Origin of the sequence: Streptomyces sp. NPDC003038, from assembly GCF_040611115.1 — a bacterium.
In the GTDB taxonomy this organism is placed as follows: Bacteria; Actinomycetota; Actinomycetes; order Streptomycetales; family Streptomycetaceae; genus Streptomyces.
Genome location: NZ_JBEXNN010000010.1, coordinates 81,982 through 107,313 on the forward strand (window position 1 = coordinate 81,982; position 25,332 = coordinate 107,313).

Sequence of the window (25,332 nt, forward strand, 5' to 3'; positions counted from 1 at the left end):
CAGCATCTCGGCAGAACGCGGCTGAGCGGAGAACGCCCGAGGGCGGCACCCCCGGGGCATCGGGGGTGCCGCCCTCGGTCTCTGTGCGGCAGAGGTAAGGCGTCAGACGCGGGGCGCGGGGTCAGTCGCGGGAGCCGCCGACCAGGTGGTGGACGCGGACCATGTTCGTCGTGCCCGGGACGCCGGGGGGCGAGCCGGCGGTGATGATCATGGTGTCGCCCTGGCTGTAGCGCTTGAGCTTGAGCATCTCCGCGTCCACCAGGTCCACCATCGCGTCGGTGTTGTCCACGTGCGGGACGACGTACGACTCGACGCCCCAGCTCAGCGTGAGCTGGTTGCGGGTGCCCGCGTCGGTGGTGAAGGCCAGGATCGGCTGCGACGCGCGGTAGCGCGAGAGCCGGCGGGCGGTGTCACCGGACTGGGTGAAGGCGACCAGCGACTTCGCGTCCAGGAAGTCCGCGATCTCGCAGGCCGCGCGGGCGACGGAACCGCCCTGGGTACGGGGCTTCTTGCCCGGGACCAGCGGCTGCAGGCCCTTGGAGAGGAGCTCCTCCTCGGCCGCCGCGACGATCTTCGACATCGTCTTGACGGTCTCGATCGGGTAGGCGCCCACCGAGGACTCGGCCGACAGCATGACCGCGTCCGCGCCGTCGAGGATCGCGTTGGCGACGTCGGACGCCTCCGCGCGCGTCGGGCGGGAGTTGGTGATCATCGACTCCATCATCTGGGTCGCGACGATCACCGGCTTGGCGTTGCGGCGGCACATCTCGATGAGCCGCTTCTGGACCATCGGGACCTTTTCCAGCGGGTACTCGACGGCCAGGTCGCCACGGGCCACCATCACCGCGTCGAAGGCGTCGACCACGGCCGCCATGTTCTCGACGGCCTGCGGCTTCTCGACCTTGGCGATGACGGGGACCCGGCGGCCCTCCTCGTCCATGACCTTGTGGACGTCCTTGACGTCGTCGGCGTCGCGGACGAAGGACAGCGCGACCATGTCGCAGCCCATCCGCAGGGCGAAGCGGAGGTCGTCGACGTCCTTCTCCGACAGGGCGGGGACGTTGACGGCCGCACCCGGCAGGTTGATGCCCTTGTGGTCCGAGATGACACCGCCCTCGATGACGATGGTCTTGACCTCGGGGCCCTCGACCGACGTCACCCGGAGCTCGACGTTGCCGTCGTTGATCAGGATCTGGTCGCCCTTGGAGACGTCACCCGGCAGACCCTTGTACGTGGTGCCGCAGATGGACTTGTCACCGGGGACGTCCTCGGTGGTGATGGTGAACTCGTCACCGCGCACCAGCTCGACGGGACCCTCGGCGAAGGTCTCCAGACGGATCTTCGGGCCCTGGAGGTCGGCAAGGACGCCGACGGCGCGCCCGGTGTCCTCGGAGACCTGCCGGACGCGGTCGTACCGCTCCTGGTGCTCTGCCTGGGATCCGTGGCTGAAGTTGAATCGGGCCACGTTCATGCCTGCCTCGATGAGCGCTTTCAGCTGCTCATACGAGTCGACGGCGGGGCCCAGCGTGCAGACGATTTTGGAACGGCGCATGGAGCGGATCCTATCGGTTTGTTTCGTAGCGGAATATTCCGTCTGGCGGAAAGTCCAAGACGCGGCTGCTACCCGGTAACGGTAACGAGCGCGTACGCCTGGGTGGCGATCTCCAGTTCCTCGTCCGTCGGGACCACGGCCACGGCCACCCGGGCGTACTCCGCCGAGACGATCCGAGGCTCCGGAGAGCGGGCGGCATTGGCCTCAAGGTCCAGCGCCAGGCCCAGCTCGGCCAGTCCGTCCACGGCAGCTTCCCGGACGGCCGCCGCGTTCTCGCCGACTCCGGCGGTGAACGCGACCGCGTCCACCCGCCCGAGCACCGCCGAATAGGCGCCGATGTACTTCTTCAGCCGGTGGACGTAGGACGCGAGCGCCAGCCGCGCCGAGGCGTCGCCCTCGTCCGCCCGCCGCTGTACCTCGCGCATGTCGTTGTCGCCGCACAGCCCCAGCAGACCGCTCTTCTTGTTCAGGAGCGAATCGATCTCATCCACCGAGAAGCCGCCCACCCGCGCCAGGTGGAAGACGACCGCCGGATCCAGATCGCCCGAACGGGTACCCATGACCAGCCCCTCCAGCGGGGTCATGCCCATGGACGTCTCCACGCAGACACCGCCCCGGACGGCCGACGCGGACGCGCCGTTGCCCAGGTGCAGCACGATCACGTTCACGTCCTCCACCGGCTTGCCGAGCAGCTCCGCCGTCGCCCGCGAGACGTAGGCGTGCGAGGTCCCGTGGAAGCCGTACCGCCGGATGGCGTACTTGTCGGCCGTCTCCGCGTCGATCGCGTACCGGGCCGCGTACTCCGGCATCGTCGAGTGGAAGGCCGTGTCGAAGACGGCGATCTGCGGGATGTCCCCGCGCAGCTCGCGCGCCACCTCTATGCCGGTCACGTTCGCCGGGTTGTGCAGCGGCGCCAGCGGCACCAGGCTGCGGATCTCCGCCAGCACCTCGTCGTCGATCACGGTCGGCCGGGTGAACCTCGTCCCGCCGTGCACCACCCGGTGGCCCACGGCGGCCAGTTCGGGGGAGTCCAGGCCCAGGCCGTCGGCGGCGAGCTCCGCCGCGACGGCCTGGAGCGCCGCCTCGTGGTCGTCGATCGGGCCGAGCCGCTCCCGCTTGCCGCCCTCGGCTCCGGCGCCGACCAGCGGTTCGTGCACGAGCCGCGAGGTCTCCTCGCCGATGCGCTCCACCAAACCGACGGCGAGACGGGACCGGTCCGCCATGTCGAGCAGTTGGTACTTGACCGACGAGGAGCCGGAGTTGATGACGAGTACGCGCGATGCGGTCACGGATGCGGTGCCTTCTCGTGTGCGGGGGGTGACGGTGGTGTGACTGGTCATGCGGAGGCGGTGGGGGCCACGGCGGCGGGGGCCACGGCGGCGGCCGGCGTCTGGGCCTGGGCCTGGGCCTGGATCGCGGTGATGGCCACGGTGGTGACGATGTCCTGGACGAGCGCACCGCGCGAGAGGTCGTTGACCGGCTTGCGCAGACCCTGGAGCACCGGACCGACCGCGACGGCGCCCGCCGAGCGCTGCACGGCCTTGTACGTGTTGTTGCCCGTGTTCAGGTCGGGGAAGATCAGCACCGTCGCGCTGCCGGCCACCTCGGACTCGGGCAGCTTGGTCGCGGCCACCGAGGGCTCCACGGCGGCGTCGTACTGGATCGGCCCCTCGACCAGCAGGTCCGGGCGCTGCTCGCGCACGAGCTCGGTGGCCTTGCGGACCTTGTCCACGTCCGCGCCCGTGCCCGAGGTGCCGGTCGAGTACGAGAGCATCGCGATCCGCGGCTCGACACCGAAGGCGGCGGCGGTGGCGGCGGACTGGACGGCGATGTCGGCGAGCTGCTCGGCGTTCGGATCCGGGTTGACGGCGCAGTCGCCGTAGACGAGGACCTTGTCGGCCAGGCACATGAAGAAGACGGAGGAGACGATGGACGCCTCCGGCTTCGCCCTCCCGTCACCCGCCACCACCCTGCCTGACGCGCTTCGCGCGGCCGTGTTCGTCTTGATGATCTCGAAGGCGGGGCGGATGGTCGCGGCGGTGGAGTGCACCGAGCCGGAGACCATGCCGTCGGCGAGGCCCTCCTGGACCATCAGGGTGCCGAAGTAGTTGACGTCGGTGACCACGTCGCCGGCCAGCTCGACGGTCATGCCCTTGTGGGCGCGGGCCTTGGCGTAGTACTCGGCGAAACGTTCCCGCAGCGGGGAGGTCGCCGGGTCGATGACCTGAGCGGCCGAGATGTCGAGGCCGAGGTCGGCGGCCTTCTTCAGGATCGCCTGCTCCTCGCCGAGCAGGGTCAGGTCGCAGACCCCGCGGCGCAGCACCACGTCCGCGGCGCGCAGGACGCGCTCCTCCGTGCCCTCGGGCAGCACGACGCGGCGGCGCTCGGAGCGGGCCCGCTCCAGCAGCTCGTGCTCGAACATCATCGGCGTGACGCGTTCGGAGCGGGCCACCGACAGCAGGTCGCGCAGCTCGGCGGTGTCCACGTGCCGCTCGAACAGGCCGAGCGCGGTCTCCAGCTTGCGCGGAGTGGCGGCATTCAACCGGCTCTGCAGCGAGAAGAGTTCGGCAGCGGTCGGAAAGCTGTTGCCCGCCACCGACACCACGGGCGTGCCCGGCGCCAGCTTCGACGCTAGGGTCAGGATGTCCGGGCCCGGGCGCTCGTTCAGGGTCAGCAGCACGCCGGCGATCGGCGGCGTGCCGGAGCTGTGCGCGGCCAGCGCGCCGATGACCAGGTCGGAGCGGTCCCCCGGGGTGACGACCAGGCAGCCGGGCGTCAGGGCGTTCAGGAAGTTGGGCAGCATGGCGCCGCCGAAGACGAAGTCCAGCGCGTCGCGGGCGAGGCCGGCCTCGTCGCCGAGGAGCACCTCGCCGCCGAGCGCCCGGGTGATCTGGGCGACGGTCGGGGCGGAGAGCGACTTGTCGTCCGGCAGCACGTAGCAGGGCACGGGGAGCCGGGCGGCCAGGCGCTCGGCTATGACGTCGCGGTCCTCGGCGGCCACCCGGTTGACGACCATGGCGACGACCTGGCAGCCCAGGCTCTCGTAGGCGCGGTGGGCGTTGCGCGCCTCGGCGCGCACGGCGTCGGCGGGATGCTTGGTGCCGCCCACGACGGGAACGACCACCGCGCCCAGCTCGTTGGCCAGGCGGGCGTTGAGCGCCAGCTCGTCGGGCAGGTTGGTGTCGGCGTAGTCCGTGCCGAGGACCAGCATGACCTCGTAATCCCGGGCCACCCGGTGGTAGCGCTCGACGAGCCGGGACACCAGTTCGTCGGTACCCTTCTCCGCCAGGACGGCGGAAGCCTCCCGGTACTCCATGCCGTAGGCCGTCGCGGCGTCCTGGTCGATCCGGTAGCGGGCCTTGAGCAGGTCGAAGAGCCGGTCGGGTCCGTCGTGGAGCAGTGGACGGTAGACGCCGACCCGGCCCGTCTGGCGGGTCAGGAGCTCCATGATGCCCAGCTCGACGACCTGCCGGCCGTCTCCCCGCTCGATACCGGTCACGTACACGCTGCGCGTCACGCGTGCTCTCCGTCCATGGTCTGTAGGTCGATGCCGCCCCACCTTCGCGGGGGCGATCTACGAGTTGATTGACCCAGTTGGGGTGGGCTTGCCCTCTTGACAATACCTCTGCCGGTGGATAGGGCGCCCGCCGGGAAAACGGCCTGCCCAGGGGGGCCGAAAGGCCTGCCGGGGGAGCGGCACGAAGCGCGCCGCACCCCCGGCCCGTGGAACAATCGGACAGGCTTCACCAATACGCCCTTCATCTGTACGGCCGTCCGCCCGCACGCGTACGGCCAGGTACGACCAGGAGCAGGAGACACAGCACGATGCGTATCGGAGTTCTCACCGCAGGCGGCGACTGCCCGGGCCTCAACGCTGTCATCCGGTCGGTCGTACACCGTGCCCTGGTCGGTCACCGGGACGAGGTCATCGGTTTCGAGGACGGCTTCAAGGGCCTCCTCGACGGCAACTTCCGTCCCCTCGACATCAATGCCGTCAGCGGCATCCTCGCCCGTGGCGGCACCATTCTCGGTTCGGCGCGCATGGAGCGCGCGCGCCTGCACGAAGCCGCCGAGAACGCCCAGGAATTGGCGACGCGCTACGGCATCGACGCCCTCATCCCGATCGGTGGCGAGGGCACCCTGACCGCCGCCCGGATGCTGTCGGACGCCGGGATGCCGGTCGTCGGCGTGCCGAAGACGATCGACAACGACATCTCCTCGACCGACCGCACCTTCGGCTTCGACACCGCCGTCATGGTCGCCACCGAGGCCATCGACCGCCTCAAGACCACCGCCGAGTCGCACCAGCGCATGATGGTGGTCGAGGTCATGGGCCGGCACGCGGGCTGGATCGCGCTGGAGTCGGGCATGGCCGGCGGCGCCCACGGGATCTGCCTGCCGGAGCGCCCCTTCGAGGTGGATGCCCTGGTGAAGATGGTGGAAGAACGGTTCGCCCGCGGTAAGAAGTTCGCCGTCGTCTGCGTCGCCGAAGGCGCGCACCCGGCCGAGGGCTCCATGCCGTACGAGAAGGGCGCCATCGACCAGTACGGTCACGAGCGCTTCGCCGGCATCGGCAACCGCCTGGCGGTCGAGCTGGAGCGGCGCCTGGGCAAGGAGGCCCGCCCGGTCATCCTCGGCCACGTCCAGCGCGGTGGCACGCCCACCGCGTACGACCGCGTGCTCGCGACCCGCTTCGGCTGGCACGCCGTCGAGGCCGTCCACCGCGGCGACTTCGGCAACATGACCGCCCTGCGCGGCACCGACATCGTCATGGCCCCGCTGGCCCAGGCGGTCACCGAGCTGAAGACCGTGCCCGACGCCCGCATGTACGAGGCCGAGTCGGTCTTCTGAGCCGGCCCGGCGGCCAGGCAGCCCCTCCGGCTGAGTTGTCCGGTGTGCCCGGTGCGCCCCTACGTGGCACCGCCCGCGAGGTACCAGAACCGTTCCACGATCTGCGCGAGGAACTCCCGCCCGGCGTCCCCGTGCCCGGCCTCGCCCCCGCCGCCACCCCAGCTCAAGGTGGCCACCATCCGCGACTGGTAGTCCCGGTACAGCTGTTCCAGGGCCCGCTCCAGATGGGGCTTGGGCACGGGCAGCAGCTTGGCCAGGGGCTTCACGTACCCCTGCCAGCGCGTGGTCACCGCACCGCGCAGGAGCTCGGCGAGCTCCTCCTCCTTGCCGGTCGCCGTCACGAACTGGGCCAGCGTCAGCCCCAGCGCCGTGGCGAGGGCGACGGACTGCCGCTCGTTGCCCTTCCAGCGCCCGGTGTCCTCCATCTTCTGGTAGGACTGCGCTTCCAGGCCGACCCGCCGGGCCAGGTCCTCGGCGGCCAGCCCCCTGGCGATCCGGTGTTCCCGCAGGGTGACCGGCTCGGCGAGCAGTTCCCCGGGCGAACACCACAGGACGCCGGCGAGGGCAGTGATCTCGGCGGACGTGGGTGAGATCTCGCCACGTTCCCAGGCCATCACGGTCTCGGGCGCGACGAGCAGGCCGTACTGCGCGCGGAGGCCATAGGCGACGTGGCCGGGCGCCATGCCCAGGGCCGCGCGCAGGCGACGCGCGGCGGGGGCATTGAAAGGAGGGCTGGAGTGCACAGGCACACCGTAGGAGTGGCTGAGCTCTTGCGACTACAGACCAAACAAACAAGCTCATAACTCGTAGGAACGTCCTAGGAAGTTAAGCGATTTGGCCGGGTTTCCCTGCGACTGTCCGGTAACCGGTGCGCCGCAAGATCCATTCCCACCCACACGCTTTCAGCCATCACCCCTCGGCGCAACCCTCGGGGCTTCTCCACACACCTTGAACCGGTCCTCCTCCTCGTACGTGATCCATACGGGGCCCTCGCATACGGGGGTGGCGAGGGCCCCGGAATCCCCTCGCTCTTGCCTTGACGCCGACGTCAAGGATTACCGTCGGGGCATGCGCATCGGCGAACTGGCGGAGCGGGCCGGGACCAGCACACGGACCCTCAGGTATTACGAATCGCGCGGGCTGCTGCCCGCGCGGCGGGCCGGCAACGGCTACCGGACGTACGACGAGGACGATCTGCGCCTGCTGCGCCAGATCCGCATGCTCCAGGACTTCGGCTTCGATCTGGAGGAGACCCGGCCGTTCGTGGACTGCCTGCGGGCCGGACATCCGGCCGGTGACTCCTGCCCGGCTTCGCTCGCCGTCTACCGGCGCAAGCTCGCCGAGCTGGACGGCCTGATCGGCCAGCTGGCCGACGTACGCGAGCAGGTCGCGCGGCAGCTGGCCACCGCGGAGGAGGCCGCCAGGGGAGCGGCGGCGCCGCCGCGCTGCGAGATGACGGGCTGACGGCGTGAAGGCCGGGCCGGTCGCGCGGGTTCACGGCCACCGGCGAGAGCGCGAGAGACCCAGGGCGCGAGAGACCAAGAGCGCGAGAGCGCAAGAGAGGGGAACACGAGATGGCGCATGCACCAGGTGTGGCGAATGTGACCGACGCGGACTTCGAGGCCGAGGTGCTCGGAGAGCGGGGACGGCCCGTCCTCGTGGAATTCACGGCGGACTGGTGCGGCCCCTGCCGTCAGCTCGCGCCCGTGCTGTCCGCGATCGCCGCCGAGGAGGCCGACCGGCTCAAGGTCGTCCAGATCGACTCCGACCGCAACCCCGCGACCGTCACGCGGTACGGGGTGCTGTCCATGCCGACCCTGCTCGTCTTCCGCGACGGCGAGCCCGTGCGGCAGATGGTCGGGGCCCGGGCCAAGCGCAAGCTGCTCCAGGAGCTGGAGGAGGAGATGGCCCGGGCCCTGGGCGCTACGGCCTGAGCCAGATCGTCGACAGCGGCGGGAGGGTCATGCGCAGGCTCGCCGGGCGGCCCTGCGCGGGCACCGGCTCGGCGCGCAGCGGCTGCGCGTGGTGGACGCCGCTGCCGCCGTAGACCTCCAGGTCGGTGTTGAGGACCTCCCGCCACAGCGGGACCTCCTCCGGGACCCCGATCCGGTAACCGTGCCGGACCACCGGCGAGAAGTTCGACACCGCCAGCAGTTGCGAGCCGTCCTGCGCCAACCGGAGGAAGGCGAAGACGTTGTCCTCCGCCGCGTCCGCCTCCACCCAGGCGAAGCCCTCCGGCACGCTGTCCCGCTCCCACAGGGCGGGCGTCGCCGCGTAGGTGCGGTTGAGGTCGCGCACGAGGTCCCGTACGCCCCGGTGGTCCCCGGCCGCGGAGTAGGAGGTGTCCAGCAGCCACCAGTCCGGCCCGTGTGCCTCCTTCCACTCCCCGCCCTGGGCGAACTCCTGTCCCATGAACAGCAGTTGCTTGCCCGGGTGGGCCCACATGAAGCCGAGGTACGCCCGGTGCGCGGCCCGCTGCTGCCACCAGTCCCCGGGCATCTTCGAGACCAGCGCGCCCTTGCCGTGCACCACCTCGTCGTGCGAGATGGGCAGGACGTAGTTCTCGCTGAAGGCGTAGATCATCCCGAAGGTCATGTCGTGGTGGTGGTACTTGCGGTGGACCGAGTCCTTCGACATGTACCGCAAGGTGTCGTGCATCCAGCCCATGTTCCACTTCATGCCGAAGCCGAGCCCGCCGGCGTCCGTCGCCCGGGTGACCCCGTTCCAGGCGGTGGACTCCTCGGCGATCGTCACCACGCCCGGGCAGCGCCGGTACACGGTGGCGTTCATCTCCTGGAGCATGGACACCGCGTCCCAGTTCTCCCGGCCGCCGTGCTCGTTGGGCGACCACTCGCCCTCCTCGCGCGAGTAGTCCAGGTACAGCATCGAGGCCACAGCGTCCACGCGCAGCCCGTCCACGTGGAACTCCTCGCACCAGTACACGGCGTTGGCGACGAGGAAGTTGCGGACCTCCTTGCGGCCGTAGTCGAACTCCAGCGTTCCCCAGTCCGGGTGCGCGGCCCGTCGCGGGTCCTGGTGCTCGTACAGCGGGCGCCCGTCGAACTCGGCCAGTGCCCAGTCGTCGCGCGGGAAGTGCGCGGGCACCCAGTCGACGATCACGCCGATGCCGGCCTGGTGCAGCGCGTCCACGAGGAAGCGGAAGTCGTCCGGCGTGCCCATCCGCGAGGTCGGGGCGTAGAAGCCCGTGACCTGGTAGCCCCACGAGCCGCCGAAGGGGTGCTCGGCGACCGGCATCATCTCCACGTGCGTGAAGCCGAGCTCCTTCACGTACGCGGGAAGCTGCTCGGCCAGCTCCCGGTACGAGAGCCCCGGCCGCCAGGACGCCAGGTGCAGCTCGTACACCGAGAAGGGGGCCTCGTGCGCGGGCCGGGCGCCGCGGTTCGCCATCCACTGCGCGTCCTGCCACGCGTACCCGGAGGCGGTGACCACGGAGGCGGTGGCCGGGGGGACCTCCGCGGACCGGGCCATCGGGTCGGCGCGCAGGGTGTGGCTGCCGTCCGGGCGCGCGATGTCGTACTTGTAGAGCGTCCCCGGGCCCACGCCCGGCAGGAACAGCTCCCACACGCCCGTGGCGCCGAGCGAGCGCATCGGGTAGGCGGTGGAGTCCCAGTACGAGAAGTCCCCGGACAGCCGGACGCCCTGCGCGTTCGGCGCCCACACCGTGAAGCGGGTGCCGGCCACGCCCTGGTGCTCCATCGGCTCGGCGCCGAGTGCCTTCCACAGCTGCTCGTGGCGGCCTTCGCCGATCAGGTACAGGTCCAGCTCGCCGAGCGCGGGCAGGAACCGGTACGGGTCCTCGGTCTCGATCTCGGTGCCGTCGTACGTCACCAGCAGCCGGTAGTCCGGCACCCCGGTGAGCGGCAGGAGACCGGAGAACAGCCCGTCACCCTCGTCGACGAGCTCGGCGCGCAGCCCCTTGGCGACGACGGTGACCGCCTGGGCGAACGGGCGCAGCACGCGGAAGGCCACGCCGCCCCGCTCGGTGTGGGCGCCCAGCAGGCCGTGCGGATCGTGGTGGCGGCCCTCCAGCAGCCGGGCCCGTTCCGTCGCCTCGATGGCGGGTGCGGGCCGGACCCCGTGTGCGGAGTCGGCCCGGCGGGCCCGGGGCGTACGGGTTTCGGGAGCGGCCTCCGGGGCGGTGGCGGCTTCGTCGCGGACGGTCGGTGACGGCTGTCGTGCGGCGCTCACGCGAGCGGCCTCCTCGGGGGCTTGGTCTGGGGTTTCGTCTGGGGCTTCGGCTGTGCGTGGGTCGGCTGTGGGTGGTTGGGGCCGTGGGGCTGGACCTGGTTCGGGCCGTGGCTGCGGGGTGCGGGGGAGAGGTCACCGTCGGCGCGCGGCGCGGAGGGCCGCCACACGGGGTTCTCCGGGCCTGAGGCGAGCCGCCGGATCGCGGCCATCGGCACGTGCAGCCAGTCGGGGCGGTGGCGGAACTCGTACCGGGCCTCGTACACCGCCTTGTCGGTCTCGTACGCGCGCAGCAGGACCGGTTCCTCGCGCGGATCACGGCCGGTGGTGCGCGCGTAGCCCTCGCAGAAGGCCACCCGGCACGCGTCGGCCCAGGCCGGGGCGAAGGGCCGGTGCGAGCGGGCGGCGTAGTCGAAGGAGCGCAGTATCCCGGCGATGTCGCGGACCGCCGGTTCGGGGCGGCGGCGGTCGGCCAGCGGCCGGGCCGGCTCGCCCTCGAAGTCGATCAGGGACCAGCTTCCGTCGAGGGTGCGCAGGGTCTGGCCCAGATGCAGGTCCCCGTGGATCCGCTGGGCCGCCACTCCGGCCCCGCGCGAGGCGGCCAGCGCGTCGAAGGCGCCCCGCAGCCCCGCCTCGTAGGGCCGCAGCGCGGGCACCTCCCGGGCGGTGGCGGCCAGTCGCGCGGTCATTCCGGCGGCGAGCCGGGCGGTCTGCTCCGGGCCGAGCGCGAGGGTGGGCAGGGCTCGGGCCAGGGCACTGTGCACCTCGGCGGTGGCCCGGCCGAGCGCGTGCGCCTCGGCGGTGAAGTCGCCTCCGGAGCCGAGCTTGCGCAGGGCCAGCTGCCAGCCGTCGTCGGAGCCGCGCAGGTAGGGCTGGAGTACGCCCAGGGTCAGCGACTCGGTGCCCGTCAGTTCGGCCTCGTACCAGGCGACGGGTGCCGGGACACGGGCGCAGCCCACGGCGGCCAGGGCCCTGGGCAGTTCCAGATCGGGGTTGACGCCGGGACCGACCCGGCGGAACACCTTGAGGATGAACGAATCTCCATAGATCAGCGAGGAGTTCGTCTGCTCGCCGGACAGCGGCCGGGGCGCGAGCCCCGCCGGGATCGGCGCCTGCGGGTCCCGGTCGAAGCGCAGCGGACCGAGCGTGCCGGGGGAGCGCAGCCGCTCCAGCAGCAGGGCCGCCAGCTTGGGGTCGCCGAGCCCTTCGTAGACCGCCTTGCCCGCGTACGGGCCCTCCTGCGCGTGTCCGATCAGCGCGGGCGCGAGCCCGGGCGGCAGGGACGGGCGGATGCCCAGCAGTAGTTGGTAGCAGTCCCCGTCCACATCGAGGAGCAGGTGCAGCAGCCCGGGTGCGGAGCCCGGTGGCAGCAGTTCCGCCGCCGAGACCGTTCTCAGCCTGCTGATGGTGCGGCCCTTGCCCGCGAACCAGCGTTGTGCGGGCAGCCAGGCCCGCAGCATCGGCTCCAGCGGGCCGATTCCTGCGGCCCGGTCGGCCGTCAGCCGGCTCCGGGCGGATGCAGCCTCCGACATGGCGTCGCGTCCTTTCCCCGGGCCGTCACAGAATGCGCAGAGTGTCCCGGATGTGCGGCAGTTGCTTCTCCGGTATGTGCGAGTGTCGGGTCAGGATGATCCGTACAGGGGCGGGCGGTTGACCCATTCGCGCGGCCCGCCCCGTACTCGGCTCGCTACTCCGGCCGAGGCTCGGTCCGTTGTTCGGTCCGCAGCCGGAACCAGAGGAAGCCGTGTCCCGCCAGGGTCAGCAGGTACGGCCACTCGCCGATCGGGGGGAAGCGCACATCACCCGTGAGCTCCACCGGGACCCGCCCGTTGAACGACCGCAGATCCAGCTCGGTGGGCTGCGCGAAGCGCGAGAAGTTGTGCACGCACAGCACCAGGTCGTCCCCGTACTCGCGCAGGAACGCGAGCACCGCCGGGTTCGACGACGGCAGTTCGGTGTACGAGCCGAGTCCGAAGGCGGGGTTCGCCTTGCGGATCTCGATCAGCCGCCGGGTCCAGTGCAACAGCGACGAGGGCGATGCCATCGACGCCTCGACGTTGGTGACCTGGTACCCGTAGACCGGGTCCATGATGACCGGCAGGTTCAGCCTGCCCGGATCGCAGGAGGAGAAACCGGCGTTGCGGTCCGGCGTCCACTGCATGGGCGTGCGCACGCCGTCCCGGTCGCCCAGCCAGATGTTGTCGCCCATGCCGATCTCGTCGCCGTAGTAGAGGATCGGCGAACCCGGCAGGGACAGCAGCAGGGCGGTGAACAGCTCGGTCTGGTTGCGGTCGTTGTCGAGGAGCGGGGCGAGCCGGCGGCGGATGCCGATGTTGGCCCGCATCCGGGGGTCCTTGGCGTACTCGGCGTACATGTAGTCGCGCTCTTCGTCGGTGACCATTTCGAGGGTGAGCTCGTCGTGGTTGCGCAGGAAGATGCCCCACTGGCAGCGCTCCGGGATCGCCGGGGTCTTGGCCAGGATCTCGGACACGGGGTAGCGGGACTCTCTTCGTACGGCCATGAAGATGCGCGGCATGACGGGGAAGTGGAACGCCATGTGGCACTCGTCCCCGCCCTTGGCGTAGTCCCCGAAGTAGTCGACGACGTCCTCCGGCCACTGATTGGCCTCGGCGAGCAGGACGGTGTCCGGGTAGTGCGCGTCGATCTCCGCGCGCACCCGCTTGAGCAGCGCGTGCGTGCGCGGCAGGTTCTCGCAGTTGGTGCCCTCCTCGGCGTACAGGTACGGGACGGCGTCGAGCCGGAATCCGTCGATGCCGAGGTCGAGCCAGAAACGGAGGGCGGAGATGATCTCCTCCTGCACGGCCGGGTTCTCGAAATTGAGGTCAGGCTGGTGCGAGAAGAAGCGGTGCCAGTAGTACTGCTTGCGTAGCGGGTCGTACGTCCAGTTCGAGGTCTCGGTGTCGATGAAGATGATGCGGGCGTCCTGGTACTGCTTGTCGTTGTCGGCCCACATGTAGTAGTCGCCGTACGGACCGTCAGGGTCCTTGCGCGACTGCTGGAACCACTCGTGCTGGTCGCTCGTGTGGTTCATGACGAAGTCGATGATCACTCGCATGCCGCGCTGGTGCGCGGCGTCCACGAATTCGACGAAGTCGGCGAGGTCACCGAATTCGGGCAGTACGGAGGTGTAGTCGGAGACGTCGTAGCCCCCGTCGCGGAGGGGTGAGGCGAAGAAGGGCGGCAGCCACAGGCAGTCGACGCCGAGCCACTGGAGGTAGTCCAGCTTGGCGGTGAGTCCCTGGAGGTCCCCCACGCCGTCGCCGTTGCTGTCGTGGAAGGAGCGGACGAGGACTTCGTAGAAGACCGCCCGCTTGAACCAGTCGGGATCGCGGTCCTTGGCGGGGGTGTCCTCGAAGGTGTCGTGGACGGGATCGTTGATCATCATGAGGTGGGTGACCCTCCGGTGGGCGGGGACGGTCGCAGAGCTGCCAGTACGTGCGCGGGCGTGCGGCCCGGCTCTAGACGCACGTAATTCGCCCTGCCCCAGTGATAGGTCTCGCCGGTGAGCTCGTCGCGCACCGCGAGGGACCCGTGCCAGTCGAGGCCGAGTACCGGCATGTCCAACGAGACCGTCGCCTCCTGGGTGTGGTGCGGGTCGAGGTTGACGACCACCAGTACGGAGTTGGCTCCGGCGTGCTTCGAGTAGGCGATCACCTGTTCGTTGTCGGTCGTGTGGAAGTGGATGTCGCGCAGCTGCTGGAGAGCGGGATTGCGGCGGCGGATCCGGTTCAGGGAGGTGATCAGCGGGGCGATGGTGCGGCCCTCGCGCTCGGCGGCGGCCCAGTCGCGTGGCCTGAATTCGTATTTCTCGGAATTCAGGTACTCCTCGCTGCCCTCTTTGACCGGGGTGTTCTCGCAGAGCTCGTACCCCGCGTAGACGCCCCAGGTGGGGGAGAGGGTGGCGGCGAGGACCGCGCGTACCTCGAAGGCCGGGCGGCCGCCGTGCTGAAGGTATGCGTGCAGGATGTCGGGCGTATTGACGAAGAAATTCGGCCGCATGACGGAGGCCGAGCGGGTGCTCGAGAGCTCGGTCACGTACTCGGTCAGCTCCGCCTTCGTGTTGCGCCAGGTGAAGTACGTGTACGACTGCTGGAAGCCGACGGCCGCGAGCGCGCGCATCATCGCGGGGCGGGTGAAGGCCTCGGCGAGGAAGATCACGTCCGGGTCGGTCTTGTTGATGTTCGCGATCACCTTCTGCCAGAAGACGACAGGCTTGGTGTGCGGGTTGTCGACCCGGAAGATCCGGACGCCGTGGTCCATCCAGTGCCGCAGGATGCGGACGGTCTCCTCGATGATGCCGGGCATGTCGGTGTCGAAGTGGACCGGGTAGATGTCCTGGTACTTCTTCGGCGGGTTCTCGGCGTACGCGATCGTCCCGTCGGCCCGGTGCCGGAACCACTCGGGGTGCTTCTCCACCCAGGGGTGGTCGGGGGAGCACTGGAGTGCGAAGTCGAGCGCGACCTCCATGCGCAGATCGCGGGCCCTGGCGACGAACGCGTCGAAGTCCTCGATGGTGCCGAGGTCCGGGTGGACGGCGTCGTGCCCGCCCTCCGTCGAGCCGATGGCCCACGGCACACCCGGGTCCCAACTGCCAGCCGAAAGAGTGTTGTTCGGACCCTTGCGGTAGGTGCTCCCGATCGGGTGAATGGGCGGCAGGTAGACCACGTCGAAGCCCATGGCGGCGATCGCGGGCAGCCGCTCGGCGGCGGTCCGGAAGGTGCCGCTGACGGGCGCCTCGCCGGGCTCCACCACGGCCCCCTCGGAGCGGGGGAACATCTCGTACCAGGAGCCGAAGAGCGCCCGCTTGCGCTCGACCAGCAGCGGCAGGGCCTTCGAAGCGGTGACCAGCTCCCGGTACGGGCGCCTCGCGAGCGCGGCGTCCACCTCGGGGGCGAGGGCGGCCGCGTACCGGACGGCGACCGGCCGGTCCTCGTCCCGCATCACGTCGGCGGCGGTCAGCACGGCCTCGCGGCCGTCGCGCTTGGGAATCCTGGTGCCGGCCCGCTCGTAGAGCTCGGCGCCCTCGACGAGCGTGAGGTCGATGTCCATGCCGGCCGGGATCTTGATCGCCGCGTGCGCCCGCCAGGTGGCGATCGGATCGCTCCACGCCTCGACGGTGTACGTCCACCTCCCCTCGACCTCGGCGGACACCCGGGCCCCCCACCGGTCGGTACCGGGGGCGAGCTCCCGCAGGGGCACGGGGGGCCGCAGCCGCCCGCTCGGGTCACGGAGCACGACGTGGGCGGCGACGGCGTCGTGCCCTTCGCGGAACACGGTGGCGGAGATCTCGAATACCTCGTCCACGACCGCCTTGGCGGGTCTGGCGCCGCAGTCGACGGCGGGGCGGACGTCCAGCACGGGAATGCGACCGATCATGATGGGCTCACCTGGGGGCAGTTCGCAGGGCTCGGTGACAACAGTTCAGCCGGATGACCGGCTGGTCGTGCACGCTCTGTTCGCTCTGTTTCTAGCCGCTCAGTGGACGGCTGGGCTGCGGGCATGGCCGCTCCTGTCCGCGTTCACTCGGGTGGCGGGGGAGGGTTCGGGCGGGTGCGCCGTCGCGTACCACGCGTACCCGGGGAGCCCTTCCCACTCTCACCCGGCCCAATCCGGGGGCTCGGTTAACTACTCGTACGTAGTGGCACGGGCCGGGCCAAGGGCTCGGCCGACCTCCGCGGGGCTCCGTCACGGCGGTGGGGACCGCGTGGGGTGCGGGCGCGCGCCTCCTGTCCCACCCACCTCACCGGTCCCTCCCGTGCCGCTCTTCCGGTACGTCGGACCGCCTGAACCCGCTCGCTCGCACCCGTGAGGTGCTCCCGACACGGCCGTGCGCACCCCAGGCGTTCCGGAAGGGCGGGTCGGAAATCTGGCCGATTCCACCCCGTCCGCCGTACGGGCGACAATGCCCTATGGGCATGGGGACATGGCATGAACACCTCGGCGACGGCGACCTCACCGTCCCCGACCACATACGCCGCCTGCGCGCGCCCGACCCCCGGGTGCGGGAGAGCGCCGCGCGGGAGGCGGCGGCCGTGGTGCGGTCCCCGGAGGAGGAGCGGCACGTGGCGTCGGCGCTGGCCGAGGCCGCCGTACGGGAGCACGACCCGGCCGCCCTGGAGGCTCAGCTCGACGCGCTGGCGACCGTCGAAGCGGCCCTGGACGACATGGCGCTGCTCCGGCTCGCCGGGCTCCGCTCCGAGTCACCCGTGCTGGGCCGGCTGCTCGCCCGGGCGGCGCGGCTCCAGATCTCCGGGCCGGTGGAGCCCGCCGGGGCGGGAACCCTGACCGTGGTGCGCTGCCTGCGGGGCGTCCCGCACACCGGGCTCACCCTGCGCACCCCGCAGGGGCAGTGGGTGGTACTGGAGCGCATGGAGTTCTACGGGCGGGCCGTGAACCGGCTGGACCCCGCCTCCACGGCCCGGGTACTGCTCTCCGGAGCCGGGGCGCGGGCCCTCGGCGAGTGGGACCGCCTGGACGCCGACCCCCGGCCACGGGAGTTCGTACGCCTCCTGCGCGCGGCCGACCCCCGGGTACGGGAGCTCGCCGCCGACGAGGCCTCGGACCGGCCGGACTCCTGGGAGCCGGAGGTGGGGCGGTACCTGTGCGCCGCGCTGGTCCGGACGGTCGTACGGGAGGAGGACCCGGCCGCGCTGGAAGCAGGACTGCACGCGCTGCTGGAGCTGAGCCGCTTCCTGGAGGAGCCGGCGCTGGCAGTGCTGCGCGGGCTGGACGCCGGGGCGCTGCCGCAGCACCTGCGACCGTACCTGCGCGACCTGTTGGAAGGGGGTCGGACGCGGCCGGCGGCCCCGCGTCCACCGGGTACGTGACCTGCCGCGGGCGGTACGGGGCGCCGCCCCCTGCCCGCTCCGCGGCGGACCTCGCGCAAGGCCCCCGTCGGCACCCTGGAGTGGGGGCCCGGTCGGGGCGCCATGGTCGGCGGGGGCCGTCCCCGCTAGCCTTCCGGGGGTGAAGCGCGGGTGCACAGCGTGGTGTGACCGCTCCCGTCCGTAATCCCCTGCGAAGGTGGAACACGTGAAGGCTATCCGTCGGTTCACCGTGCGCCCCGTCCTCCCAGACCCCCTGCTGCCGCTCGCCGACCTCGCGCGCAATCTGCGCTGGTCGTGGCATGCCGAGACCCGCGAACTCTTCCAATCCGTCGACCCCGAGGGCTGGCAGGCCGCCGGCCGCGACCCCGTCCGCCTGCTCGGCACCGTCTCCGCCGCCCGGCTCGCGGAACTGGCCGGCGACCGCCGGTTCCTGCGGCGGCTCGCCGCCGTTTCCGCCGACCTCGATGACTATGTGAACGGCGGGAGGTGGTACCAGGGGCAGGAGCCCGAAGGCGGTCTGCCCGCCGCGATCGCCTACTTCTCCCCCGAGTTCGGTATCACCGCCGCCCTGCCGCAGTACTCCGGCGGGCTCGGGATCCTCGCCGGTGACCACCTCAAGGCCGCCAGCGACCTCGGCGTTCCGCTCATCGGCGTGGGACTGCTGTACCGGCACGGGTACTTCAGGCAGTCGCTTTCCCGGGACGGCTGGCAGCAGGAGCACTACCCCGTACTGGATCCCAACGAACTGCCCGTCGGCCTGGTGCGCCAGGAGGACGGGACCCCCGCCCGGGTCTCCCTGACCCTGCCCGGCGGCCGGAACCTGCACGCGCACATCTGGCAGGCCCGCGTCGGGCGGGTGCCGCTGCTGCTCCTGGACTCCGACGTCGAGGACAACGACGCGGCGGCCCGCGAGGTGACCGACCGCCTCTACGGCGGCGGCAGCGACCACCGGCTGCTCCAGGAGATGCTCCTCGGCATCGGCGGCGTCCGGGCCGTCCGGCTGTACTGCGGCCTCACCGGCCACCCCGACCCCGAGGTCTTCCACACCAACGAGGGCCACGCCGGCTTCCTGGGGCTGGAGCGCATAAGGGAACTGGAGCGGGAGCGCGGCCTCGGCTTCGACGCCGCGGTCGAGGCGGTCCGGGCCGGGACCGTGTTCACCACGCACACCCCCGTCCCGGCCGGCATCGACCGCTTCGAGCGGGCCCTGGTCGCCCGGCACTTCGGTGACGGCGGCGAACTGGCCGGCGTACCCGTCGATCGGATCCTGGAACTGGGCGCCGAGTCCTACCCCGGAGGCGATCCCGGGGTGTTCAACATGGCCGTCATGGGGCTGCGCCTGGCCCAGCGGGCCAACGGGGTGTCCACCCTGCACGGCGCGGTCAGCCGGGAGATGTTCGCCGGGCTGTGGCCGGGCTTCGATCCGGCGGACGTGCCCATCACCTCCGTGACCAACGGGGTGCACGCCCCCACCTGGGTGGCCCCCGAGGTCGTCCGGCTCGGCATCCGGCAGATCGGCGCCGGCCGCACCGAGGACGCCCTCTCGGTCGGCGGATCCCCGCGCTGGGACGCGGTCGCGGACATCTCCGACCAGGACGTCTGGGATCTGCGGCGGGTGCTGCGGGAGCAGCTGGTGCAGGAGGTACGCGACAGGCTGCGGGCCTCGTGGCGTCAGCGCGGGGCGGCGGAGGCCGAGCTGGGCTGGGTGGACTCCGTACTGGACCCGGACGTGCTCACCATCGGCTTCGCCCGGCGCGTGCCCTCGTACAAGCGGCTGACTCTGATGCTGCGTGACCCGGATCGGCTGCGCGGGCTGCTGCTGGACCCGGACCGGCCGGTGCAGATCGTGGTCGCGGGCAAGGCGCACCCGGCCGACGACGGCGGCAAGCGGCTCGTGCAGGAGCTGGTGCAGTTCGCGGACGACCCGCGGGTGCGGCACCGGATCGTCTTCCTGCCCGACTACGGCATGGCCATGGCCCAGAAGCTCTACCCCGGGTGCGACGTCTGGCTGAACAACCCCCTGCGGCCGCTGGAGGCGTGCGGGACGAGCGGGATGAAGGCCGCACTGAACGGCTGCCTCAACCTGTCCGTGCTGGACGGGTGGTGGGACGAGTGGTTCGAGCCCGACTTCGGCTGGGCCATTCCGACCGCCGACGGTCTGGGGACGGACGAGGACCGGCGCGACCAGCTGGAGGCCAACGCCCTCTACGAGCTGATCGAGAGCCGGGTCGCGCCCCGGTTCTACGACCGGGCCGGCCGCAGCGGGCTTCCCGTGCGGTGGATCGAGATGGTCCGGCGCACCCTGGTCTCACTGGGGCCGAAGGTGCTCGCCGGACGAATGGTGCGGGAGTACGTGGAGCGGCTCTACACGCCGGCCGCACACGCCCACCGTGCCCTGACCGCCGAGGCGGCGCGGGACCTCGCCTGGTGGAAGGGGCGGGTCCGGGCGGCCTGGCCGCGGGTCGGAGTCGAGCACGTGGAGGCGCTGGCGGCGGCTCCCGTGAACGGCACCGCCGAGCTCGGGGCCACCCTCACGCTGCGGGTACGGGTGTCCCTGGACGCGCTGACCCCGGAGGACGTGGAAGTGCAGGCCGTCGCGGGCCGGGTGGACCCCCAGGACGTGATCCGGGACGGGCGGGCCTTCCCGCTCAAGCCGGCCGCGGGTCCCGACCTGGAGGGACGCTGGGTGTACGAGGGCCCGCTCGCCCTCGACCGCACGGGGCCGTTCGGGTACACCGTACGCATCCTGCCCGCGCACCCGCTGCTGGCGACGCCGGCCGAACTGGGGCTGGTCGCGGGGCCGGTGGACAGCGACGTCGGCGCGGCGGACGGCGTACACCTGCGCTGAGGCTGCCGGGGCCGGTGCCGGTGCCGGTGCGGGTTTCGGGGCGGGGGACGGGCGGCGGGCCGACCAGCCGCCCGGCCCTCCCCGGCCGTCCCGGCCGGCCCGGCGACGGCGTGACGGCGAAGGCCCGGCACCCCTGGACGTCCCGTGCGGGCGCCGGGGCGCCGGGCCTTTCGGGTGAATCTGCGGGAACCACCCCACGGGCGAACCGTTTCGGCAGCCAGCACCGCCCCGGCCGCTCCTACGCTGCCCCGCATGCGCACCCGTACCGCCGCGACCGCAGCCGTCGCCGCCGCCTTCGCCCTCGTCCTGCCCGCCGCAGGCCTGTCCACCGCCGCCTCCGGCGGCTTCGAGTACACCTTCACCGACGCCTCGGGGGAATCCGCCACCGCGGTGCTCGTCCGCCCGAACGACCACGTCTGCATCGACCTCCCCGGCATCGGCGGCACTCCGGCCACCGACCTGGTCAACGAGACCAGCGGCATCGCCCTGCTGTACGGGACCAGGGGCTGCGTCGGGCACCCGATGGACGCGGTGAAGCCCGGTCAGGCCACCGTCGTCCGCACCTACTCCGTGGTCTTCGTCCCCGCGGGCTAGGTCGTCTCTTTCGGATCTTGTCGGCCGAGCCCGCGTTGACCGGTGCCGTGCATCGCAAGGCGGAGGAGCGTCCTTGTACTGGACGTACCGGGGCGCTTCCGACAACACAGCGAGGTGCGGTGCCGGGCAGCGCGGGCCCGGCAAGATCCGAAAGAGACGGCCTCGTGCTGTGACCGGGGCCCGGCCCGGCCTGTCCGCGCCGGCCACCGGCCGAGGGAAGCCCCATGGAACAGGGCCGCCCGGGGAGATCTCCTCCCGGGCGGCCCCGTGGTCGGTCAGTTGTCACTCACCCGTGGTCAGAAGGTGAGCTTCCAGCTGTTGATGTAGCCGGTGTCGAGGCTGGCGAGGTCGGCGACCCGGAGTTTCCAGACGCCGGCCGCGACCTCGGCCGAAGCGTTGACCGTGAAGGTCTGGACGATGTTGTCCGCGCTCCCGCCGCTGCGGTTGCGCAGGTTGTAGACGCTGCCGTCGGGGGCGACCAGGTCGACCTTGAGGTCACCCACGTAGGTGTGGACGATGTTCACGTCCACCTTGAGGGTGCTCGGCGCGTTGCCGGAGCGGGATACGGAGATCGGGGACTCCGCGGTGGAGTTGTCCGCGATCTGGTAGTCCGTGGTGTTCTCGAAGACGCTCGGCTGAGAGGTGCCGACGGTCCAGGTGAACGACGCCGTGGCGGTCTTGCTCGCGGAGTCCGTCACCGTGACGGTCACGTTGGACGTGCCGGCGGTGGTGGCGGTGCCGGAGATCAGGCCGGTGGAGGCGTTGATCGACAGCCCGGCCGGCAGGCCGGTCGCCGCGTAGCTCAGCGCACCGGCGTTGGTGCTGCTGGCCTGGATCTGCAGGCTGACCGCGCTGCCCGTGACGGTGGTCTGGTTACCGGGGTTGGTGACCGTGACACCGCTCACGACACGGGCGCCGACGTTGACGGCCGCCCAGGCGTTGGCCGTGTTGTTGTAGGTGGTCGAGCCCGCGCCGTACAGGTCGGCGGCGGCCTGCAGGGTGGCCGTACGGGCGGCGGCGTAGTTGGTGTTCGACTTGAAGTAGCCCACCGTCAGCGCGCGGAACCAGATCTTCGAGGCGGCGTCGCGGCCGATCGCGGTGACCGGGAGGCCGTCCGAGGTCGGCGAGTCGTAGCTCACGCCGTTGACGACCTTGGCGCCCGAGCCCTCGGAGGCCAGGTAGTACCAGTGGTTGGCCGGGCCCGAGGAGTAGTGGACGTCGATGGAGCCGATGCCCGAGTACCACGCGTCCTTGGAGGAGCCGTCCTTGCTCGGCTTGTCCATGTAGCGCAGCGGGGTGCCGTTGCCGCGGATGTCGATCTTCTCGCCGACCAGGTAGTCGCCGACGTCCTGCGGGTTGTTGGCGTAGAACTCGACGGCCGCCGCCATGATGTCGGAGGTCGCCTCGTTCAGACCGCCGGGCTCACCGGAGTAGGTCATGTTGCCGGTGACCGAGGTCAGACCGTGCGTCATCTCGTGGGCGGCCACGTCGGTGGAGGTCAGCGGCTTGGCGTTGCCGTCGCCGTCGCCGTACGTCATGCAGAAGCAGGAGTCCTGCCAGAAGGCGTTCACGTAGTTGTTGCCGTAGTGGACGCGGCTGTACGGGGAGACCCCGTCGTTGCGCAGGCCGTTGCGGCCGTGCACGTTCTTGTAGTAGTCCCACGTCACCTGCGCGCCGTAGTGGGCGTCGGCGGCGGCCGTCTCCAGGTTGGCCGGCAGGCCGTTGCCCCACGTGTCGTCCGGGCCGGAGAAGAGCGTGCCGGTGCCGGAGGTGCCGCGGTTGAGGTTGTACGTCTTGTGGTTGCCGCGATTGGCATCGGTCAGGTTGTACGTGCTGCCCGACTGCGAGGTCCCGAGCGTCACCTGGCCGCTGTACATCGTGTTGCCGGTGCCGGTCTCGACCGCCTGCCACTCGGTGATCTTGGCGCCGGTCTTGGCGTCGGTCACCACGTGCAGTTCGTTGGGCGTGCCGTCGTGCTGGAGGCCGCCGACGACGGTCTCGTACGCGAGGACGGGAGCGCCTTCGGCCGCCCAGATCACCTTGCGGGCGGCCTTGGAGGCCTTGGCCTCCTTCGAGCCCTCGGCGTTGGCGGCGGAGACGGCCTGGCTCTCGGCGGCCGACGGCGTGACCGAGGCGGTGGTGTCCGCCACCTTGATCTCGTGGTGGGTCGCCTTGGTGACGCTCTTGGTGACGCCGTCCTTGGCGTGGACCGTCAGGTCACCGCCGAGGACGGGCAGACCGTCGTAGGTCCGCTCGTACGAGGTGTGCGTGGTGCCGTCCGCGTCCTTGACCACATCGCGGACGACGAGCTTCTCACCGCTGCCGAGGCCGAGCGCCCTGGCCGCCTGCGCGGTGGTCGAGTTGGCTTCGGCGAGGAGCGTCGCACGCTCCGAGGCGCTGAGTTTCAGGTTGGCCGCGCCCGGGTTGGGCTGGGCGGCCGTGCGGGCCTGCGACGCGGTGGCGTCGGCGGTCGCGGTGCCGGTCTGTATGCCGACGGCGAGCATGGCTGCCGCGGCTATGAGCGCGCCGGCCGCGGTGGCACGCCTGTGGGGGGTGGGACTCAACGCAGACTCCTTCTGCAAGGGGGGTTCCGGACGGCTGGGTGGGTCTCCGGGCAGATCAGGGCTGTGCGATGAACGGTCGAAGAGTGGCACCTGCGGAGTGGGATGTCAGGACCGCGTCAAAAGGTTGGCCGGAAACAGTTCGTTGTCCGTGCAGACGCATCCGGTATCCGGACCATTCACCTTTGTGTGCGAAAGAATCGCCCGGCATTCGGAACGATTGGGACCGGTTGCTAACGCTTGGACAACAAGAGGCCGCGTTCGGTCGAACGGCATCTGTCGTACGGGCGTTTGTCGTACTGTTTCCCGGTGCGCCGGATGTCCGAGGCCCGGGGAAGCCGAGGATCGGCGCCACTGTCATAGACCACGTGCCAGGGGGGCCCATGAGGCATGTCCATTTTCCTGCGCAAAGAATGGCCGGAACGGCCCAGGAGTTCGCTGCGCCCACGCGTCGGCTCGGCGACAAAGCCCGCTGGTACCTGCCGGCCGCCATCGCCGCCGACTTCCTCGGCGCCGCCGTTCCGGTGGGACTCGTCTTCGAGGCCGCGCAGCAGGTCAGGCCGGCGTACTGCGCCGTCGCCGCGGCTCTCGCGTGGACCGGCGTACAGGCGCTGCGCCGCCGGTACGCGGCCCGGCTGCTCGGTGAGTCCCGGGGTGTGCTGCCCGTCCTGCACGACTGGCTGATTCTGATCGGTGTCCTCGCGGTGGCCCGCGTCGTCACCGGCGAGAGCACGCCCCGGCTGGCCGCGCTCGGAGCGCTGCTGCCCGCCCTCCTCATCACCGTCGCCTGCCACAAGCTGACCTACCGCCACCTCTCCGCTGCCCGCCGCGAGGCCCATGCCGTCAGCCGGGTCCTGGTGGTGGGGGAGCCCGACGCCGCCGAGGACCTCATCGCGCGCCTCGCCGCCCGCACCGACCATCCGTACGTCGTCGTCGGCGTGGTGCCGGTCGGCGTCGGCTCCCTCGTCAGCGGCGTGCCCGTCGCGGCCCGGCTCGACGCCGACATGCCGCAGGCCCCCAACGGCGACTCCGCGGCCGTGCTCGGGGCCGTCCGCAGCCACCACGCCGACCTGGTGCTGGTCGCCTCCGGCGCGCGGATCTCGGGGGAGCGGCTGCGCCGGGTCGCCTGGACCCTGCACGACGCCGGGCTCGAACTCGCCGTCTTTCCCGGGCTGGTGGAGGTCTCCGTCAAGCGGCTGGAGACCCTGTCCGCCGGCGGGCTCGCCGTACTGCGGGTCGCGCCGCCGGTGAGCCGGGGGGTCCAGACCCTGCTCAAGTCGGTCCTGGACCGCGCCGGAGCCGCGCTCGGGCTGCTGTTCCTCTCGCCGCTGTTCCTCGGGATCGTGCTGGCGATACGCCTCGGCTCACCGGGCCCGGCCTTCTACCGGCAGCGGCGCATAGGCCGCGACGGTGCCCCGTTCGTCATGTGGAAGTTCCGCACGATGGTCGCCGACGCCGATGCCCGCAAGGCCGAGCTGTCCGGGGCCAACGAACACGACGGCCTGATGTTCAAGATGCGCCGCGACCCCCGGGTGACCCGGGTCGGCCGACTGCTGCGCCGCACCTCGATGGACGAACTGCCGCAGCTGCTGAACGTGCTGACCGGCGACATGTCGCTGGTCGGGCCGCGCCCGCCGCTGCCGGAGGAGGTGGCGAAGTACGACGAGGTCGAGCTGCGCCGGCTCACCGTGCGGCCCGGGATGACGGGCCTGTGGCAGATCAGCGGGCGGTCGGACCTGTCGTGGGACGAAACGATTCAGCTCGATCTGCAGTACGTCGACAACTGGTCCTTCACCAGTGACGTCGACGTCATGGGCCGCACGCTCCGCGCCGTCGTCGACGGTCGCGGAGCGTACTGAGGGGCCGTCGGGT

16 protein-coding genes are annotated in these 25,332 nt (G+C 71.2%); 7 read left to right on the forward strand and 9 right to left on the reverse strand.

The annotated features are described in order from the left end of the window. Positions 1-121: 121 nt before the first annotated feature. The 3 genes from pyk to pta form a co-directional block, all read right to left on the reverse strand. Complete coding sequence (gene pyk, locus ABZX75_RS15500) at positions 122-1,552, reverse strand: pyruvate kinase (protein WP_355410688.1); 1,431 nt, start codon at positions 1,550-1,552, stop codon at positions 122-124. 68 nt (positions 1,553-1,620) lie between these two features. Next, entirely contained in the window at positions 1,621-2,892 is a 1,272-nt protein-coding gene (locus ABZX75_RS15505) for an acetate kinase (RefSeq protein WP_355410689.1), read from the reverse strand. Then, entirely contained in the window at positions 2,889-5,069 is a 2,181-nt protein-coding gene (pta, locus tag ABZX75_RS15510; RefSeq protein WP_355410690.1) for a phosphate acetyltransferase, read from the reverse strand. The genes ABZX75_RS15505 and pta overlap by 4 nt, the downstream gene beginning before the upstream one ends. A 308-nt stretch (positions 5,070-5,377) precedes the next feature. On the opposite strand from pta, the gene ABZX75_RS15515 reads away from it, so the two are divergent. Further along, positions 5,378-6,403 (forward strand): ATP-dependent 6-phosphofructokinase, encoded by a 1,026-nt coding sequence (locus ABZX75_RS15515; RefSeq protein ID WP_355410692.1) that lies wholly within the window; start codon positions 5,378-5,380, stop codon positions 6,401-6,403. A 59-nt stretch (positions 6,404-6,462) separates the two neighbouring features. Here the strand turns inward: ABZX75_RS15515 and ABZX75_RS15520 are convergent, their stop codons facing one another. After that, on the reverse strand, positions 6,463-7,152 hold the full coding sequence (locus ABZX75_RS15520) for a helix-turn-helix transcriptional regulator (protein WP_355410693.1): 690 nt from the start codon (positions 7,150-7,152) through the stop codon (positions 6,463-6,465). A 319-nt stretch (positions 7,153-7,471) separates the two neighbouring features. On the opposite strand from ABZX75_RS15520, the gene ABZX75_RS15525 reads away from it, so the two are divergent. Then, entirely contained in the window at positions 7,472-7,867 is a 396-nt protein-coding gene (locus ABZX75_RS15525) for a MerR family transcriptional regulator (RefSeq protein WP_355410694.1), read from the forward strand. A 110-nt stretch (positions 7,868-7,977) separates the two neighbouring features. Beyond that, a complete protein-coding gene (locus tag ABZX75_RS15530) occupies positions 7,978-8,337 on the forward strand; it encodes a thioredoxin domain-containing protein (protein ID WP_355410695.1) in 360 nt (119 codons plus the stop codon). On the opposite strand, the gene glgB is transcribed toward ABZX75_RS15530, so the two are convergent. The 4 genes from glgB to ABZX75_RS15550 all read right to left on the reverse strand — a co-directional run bounded on the left by glgB (position 8,327) and on the right by ABZX75_RS15550 (position 16,006). Further along, positions 8,327-10,612 carry a 1,4-alpha-glucan branching enzyme gene (gene glgB, locus ABZX75_RS15535; RefSeq protein ID WP_355410696.1) on the reverse strand — a complete coding sequence of 762 codons (2,286 nt, stop codon included), beginning with the start codon at positions 10,610-10,612 and terminating at the stop codon, positions 8,327-8,329. The genes ABZX75_RS15530 and glgB overlap by 11 nt on opposite strands. Beyond that, the gene (locus ABZX75_RS15540) at positions 10,609-12,141 is read right to left on the reverse strand and encodes a maltokinase (RefSeq protein ID WP_355410697.1); all 1,533 of its coding nucleotides are present in this window, start codon (positions 12,139-12,141) and stop codon (positions 10,609-10,611) included. The genes glgB and ABZX75_RS15540 overlap by 4 nt, the downstream gene beginning before the upstream one ends. A gap of 155 nt (positions 12,142-12,296) precedes the next feature. Next, the gene (gene treS / locus ABZX75_RS15545) at positions 12,297-14,015 is read right to left on the reverse strand and encodes a maltose alpha-D-glucosyltransferase (protein WP_355410698.1); all 1,719 of its coding nucleotides are present in this window, start codon (positions 14,013-14,015) and stop codon (positions 12,297-12,299) included. Next, on the reverse strand, positions 14,012-16,006 hold the full coding sequence (locus tag ABZX75_RS15550; protein WP_355410699.1) for an alpha-1,4-glucan--maltose-1-phosphate maltosyltransferase: 1,995 nt from the start codon (positions 16,004-16,006) through the stop codon (positions 14,012-14,014). The genes treS and ABZX75_RS15550 overlap by 4 nt, the downstream gene beginning before the upstream one ends. 539 nt (positions 16,007-16,545) lie before the next feature. Here ABZX75_RS15550 and ABZX75_RS15555 point away from each other — a divergent pair. The 3 genes from ABZX75_RS15555 to ABZX75_RS15565 all read left to right on the forward strand — a co-directional run bounded on the left by ABZX75_RS15555 (position 16,546) and on the right by ABZX75_RS15565 (position 20,899). Then, positions 16,546-17,457: a hypothetical protein gene (locus tag ABZX75_RS15555; RefSeq protein ID WP_355410700.1), complete on the forward strand. Its 912-nt coding sequence runs from the start codon at positions 16,546-16,548 to the stop codon at positions 17,455-17,457. A 205-nt stretch (positions 17,458-17,662) separates the two neighbouring features. Further along, positions 17,663-20,305, forward strand: coding sequence for an alpha-glucan family phosphorylase (gene glgP / locus ABZX75_RS15560; protein WP_355410701.1), 2,643 nt, complete (start codon positions 17,663-17,665; stop codon positions 20,303-20,305). 252 nt (positions 20,306-20,557) lie between these two features. Next, the gene (locus ABZX75_RS15565) at positions 20,558-20,899 is read left to right on the forward strand and encodes a hypothetical protein (protein WP_355410702.1); all 342 of its coding nucleotides are present in this window, start codon (positions 20,558-20,560) and stop codon (positions 20,897-20,899) included. 296 nt (positions 20,900-21,195) lie between these two features. Here the strand turns inward: ABZX75_RS15565 and ABZX75_RS15570 are convergent, their stop codons facing one another. Further along, positions 21,196-23,463 carry a M4 family metallopeptidase gene (locus tag ABZX75_RS15570; protein WP_355410703.1) on the reverse strand — a complete coding sequence of 756 codons (2,268 nt, stop codon included), beginning with the start codon at positions 23,461-23,463 and terminating at the stop codon, positions 21,196-21,198. A 410-nt stretch (positions 23,464-23,873) separates the two neighbouring features. On the opposite strand from ABZX75_RS15570, the gene ABZX75_RS15575 reads away from it, so the two are divergent. Continuing rightward, positions 23,874-25,319, forward strand: a complete 1,446-nt coding sequence (locus ABZX75_RS15575; protein WP_355410704.1) for a sugar transferase — start codon at positions 23,874-23,876, stop codon at positions 25,317-25,319. Positions 25,320-25,332 lie beyond the last annotated feature (13 nt).